Source organism: Salinibacter sp. (genome assembly GCF_042218895.1).
In the GTDB taxonomy this organism is placed as follows: Bacteria; Bacteroidota; Rhodothermia; order Rhodothermales; family Salinibacteraceae; genus Salinibacter.
Genome location: NZ_JBDGQQ010000024.1, coordinates 3365 through 6892, shown reverse-complemented (window position 1 = coordinate 6892; position 3528 = coordinate 3365). Strand labels below are relative to the sequence as shown.

3 protein-coding genes are annotated in these 3528 nt (G+C 64.0%); all 3 read left to right on the top strand.

Translation table 11 applies throughout. The annotated features are described in order from the left end of the window. The coding region (locus ABEL04_RS02520; RefSeq protein ID WP_375800803.1) for an AAA family ATPase at positions 1 to 1381 on the top strand (1381 nt) is incomplete at its 5' end. Between the two features lie 581 nt (positions 1382 to 1962). Continuing rightward, positions 1963 to 2823 carry a sulfurtransferase gene (locus tag ABEL04_RS02515; protein ID WP_375800802.1) on the top strand — a complete coding sequence of 287 codons (861 nt, stop codon included), beginning with the start codon at positions 1963 to 1965 and terminating at the stop codon, positions 2821 to 2823. Between the two features lie 181 nt (positions 2824 to 3004). After that, positions 3005 to 3528: TRAP transporter small permease subunit (locus ABEL04_RS02510; RefSeq protein ID WP_375800801.1), on the top strand; the 524-nt coding region annotated here is incomplete at its 3' end.

Below are 3528 nucleotides of genomic sequence, written 5' to 3'. Positions count from 1 at the left end.
TGCACCTCTAATGCCCGATCTCTTCGACGAACAGGCCGAGCAGGCCCGACAGGACCGTGCCCCCCTGGCGGATCGCATGCGACCCCGCACGCTCGACGAGTTCGTAGGGCAGGAGCACTTCATCGGGGAGGGCAAGCTCCTGCGCCGCGCCATCGAAGCGGACCGGGTCACGTCGGTCCTCTTCTACGGGCCGCCCGGCACCGGCAAGACCACCCTCGCCCGCATCATCGCCAACACGACGGAGGCCCACTTCACGTCGCTCAACGCCGTGCTCTCGGGCGTCAACGACATCCGCGAAGCCGTTCAGAAGGCGAAGAATCGCCTGCGGCATCACCAGCGGCGCACCATCCTGTTCGTCGACGAGGTGCACCGCTTCAACACCGCCCAGCAGGACGCCCTGCTGCCCCACGTGGAGGACGGTACGGTCACGTTCATCGGGGCCACGACGGAGAACCCGTACTTCGAGGTCAACGACGCGCTGGTGAGCCGGTCGCGGGTCTTTGAGCTGGAGCCGCTCGACGCGGAGGATCTGCGCCAGGTGGCGGCCATGGCACTCACGGACGACGAGCGCGGCTACGGCGACCGCGACGTAGAGATCACCGAAGACGCCCTCGATCACCTCATCGACACCGCCAACGGCGACGCCCGCTCGGTGCTCAATGCCCTGGAGCTGGCCGTCGAAACCACCGATCCAGACGCTGCGGGCACCGTCCACATCGACCTCCCGGTGGCCGAGGACTCCATCCAGCAGCGGGCGGTCCTGTACGACAAGGAGGGGGACGCGCACTTCGACACCATCAGCGCCTTCATCAAGAGCCTGCGCGGCTCGGACCCCGACGCGGCCCTCTACTGGCTCGCCCGCATGCTGTACGCCGGGGAGGAACCGCGCTTCATCCTGCGTCGCATGCTCATCTTTGCCGCCGAGGACGTGGGACTGGCCGATCCGCAGGCCCTGCGGGTGGCACAAAGTGCGGCCGCGGGATTCGAGTACGTGGGCATGCCGGAGGGGCAGTTCCTGCTTGCGGAGTGTTGTCTCTATCTCGCCACGGCGCCGAAGAGCAACACGGCCTTCGCCTACTTCGACGCCCTCGACCACGTCCGGGAGGAGCAGACGGAGGACATTCCGCAGCACCTGAAGGATGCAAATCGTGATAAGGAAGGCCTGGGACACGGCGAGGGCTACAAGTACCCGCACGCCTACCGCGAGCACTACACGCCCCAGCAGTATCTGCCCAATGAGATGCAGGGCACCTACTTCTATGAGCCCAGCGCGCAGGGCTACGAGGAAACGATCGCCGAGCGCCTGGAGCAGTGGCGGGAGCGTGATTTTGACGAGGACGTGGTCAAGCGGGCCCATCAGTACGCCGACGACGAAGCGTAACGTCTTTGTGGTTCCCCGATCAAGCCCCCACGTGCACTCTCTGCGTCGGAACCCGTCACGTATGCCGAGATTGGAATCGATGTCATTAGACTAAAGCTGCACCGCCGCAGCAGTCAGTTCGTACTTCTTCCACACGCCCTCATGCACATGCGTCACGCCGACGTGCGCAGTTCCCACTTCTCGTCTGTTGTCTGGACCCTTGCTGCGCCAGCGTGTCTCTGTTCGTGTTTGGGCTGTTGCATGACGGCGTCTTGTCGCGGATAGAGCTCTCCTGTTGAGCCTTAGCCGTACACGGGAAGCTTCCGTGGCGGGCAGTTCTCGCGCGACGGGACCAACCGTGTCGGAGGGGGGCGTTGGCCAGTACAACTCTGGCCCTCCGTCCCGGGTCGCAAAAGTGAGTCCGATCCGGGGCAGCACTGTCCTCCTGGGTCGTTCAATCGTCCTCTGGATCCCCGGCCTATCTCATGCACGCGTCGCCGACGGACTCCTCCGGCTAGGTGCGACCCCTCTATCCCTGCTTCACGATTTCTCTCGATCCCCCAACACCTGAGCACAGAACCCGAACCAACCCAATCCCAACCATGAGTACCTACGCAAACCCCGATGTTCTCGTCTCCACCGACTGGGCGGCCGATCATCTCGACGATCCCGACGTGCAGTTCGTGGAGGTCGATGTAGATACCTCTGCCTACGACGAGGGCCACATCCCCGGCGCCGTCGGCTGGAACTGGGAAACACAACTGGCCGACACGCAGACGCGCGACCTGGCCTCGAAGGAGGACTTCCAGGACCTGCTGCGCGAGTCGGGCATCGACGACGACACGACAATCGTCCTCTATGGCGACAACGACAACTGGTTTGCCACCTGGGCCTTCTGGCAACTGCGGTACTACGGCCACGACGACGTCCTCGTCCTCGACGGGGGCCGCAAGAAATGGCTCGCTGAGGACCGCCCGCTCACTACCGAGGAGCCGGACCTGGAGCGTGGCGACTGGACAGCCTCTGCTCCTGACAACTCCATTCGTGCCTTCTCCGGCTACGTCCAGCAGACCCTTGAGCGCGACGACGTGGAGCTCGTCGACGTGCGCTCCCCGGAAGAGTTCAGCGGCGAAAAGCTGGGCCCCGACGGCCTCAACGAAGGCGCCCAGCGCGGCGGGCACATTCCTGGCGCCCACAACATCAGCTGGAGCGAGGCCGTCAACGAGGATGGCACCTTTAAGAGCGCCGATGAGCTGAAGGAGATCTACGAAGAGCGGGGCATCACGCCCGACAAGGAGACGATCGCATACTGCCGCATCGGCGAGCGATCGAGCCACAGCTGGTTCGTACTCTCGCAACTGCTGGGTCATCCCCGGGTCCGCAACTACGACGGCTCCTGGACCGAGTGGGGCAATCTCGTGGGGGTCCCGATCGAGACGGGCCCCGATGAGGTGGCGGCATAGTACCCGGCACCGCTCATCCGAGCATTCCGTTCAGCCGTCCTCGGTCCTTCCAGACCGGGGACGGCTTTTCTATTGCGAGCCCGGGATGACCAGGGGGCATTTGAGGATTCGGTGCTCGCACCGTACCCTTGCTGTGGACCGCCCAGCTTGGAATTGAAAACGTCCCCTTCCTCCCACTGATATGGACCGCTGGCTTCAATGGGCCCGCTACATCGATCGCGTGAACGAGCAGGCAGGCCGCGCGCTGTACTGGCTCACCCTGGGAATGGTAGGCGTGGGGGCCTTCAACGCCATCGTTCGCTATCTGGGCAAGTACATCGGCGCTGGGTTGAGCTCCAACATGTGGATTGAGCTGCAGTGGTATCTGTTCAGCCTCGTGTTCTTGCTCGGCGCGGCCTACACACTGAAGCACGACGACCACGTGCGGGTCGACGTACTGTACAGCCGGCTTTCCCGACGGGGACAGGCCTGGATCAATGTGCTAGGCACCGTGCTCTTCCTAGTCCCCTTTTGCACGGCCGTGCTGTGGCACGCTGTCCCCTTCGTCATCAAATCCTGGGCGACCCTCGAGCAGTCGCCGGATCCCGGAGGCCTGCCGCGCTATCCCATCAAGACGGCCATCCCTCTTGCCCTCCTCCTGCTGATGGCACAGGGGGCGGCTCTCATGATCCGAGAAATTGCCGTGCTACGGGGCTACGACATCGA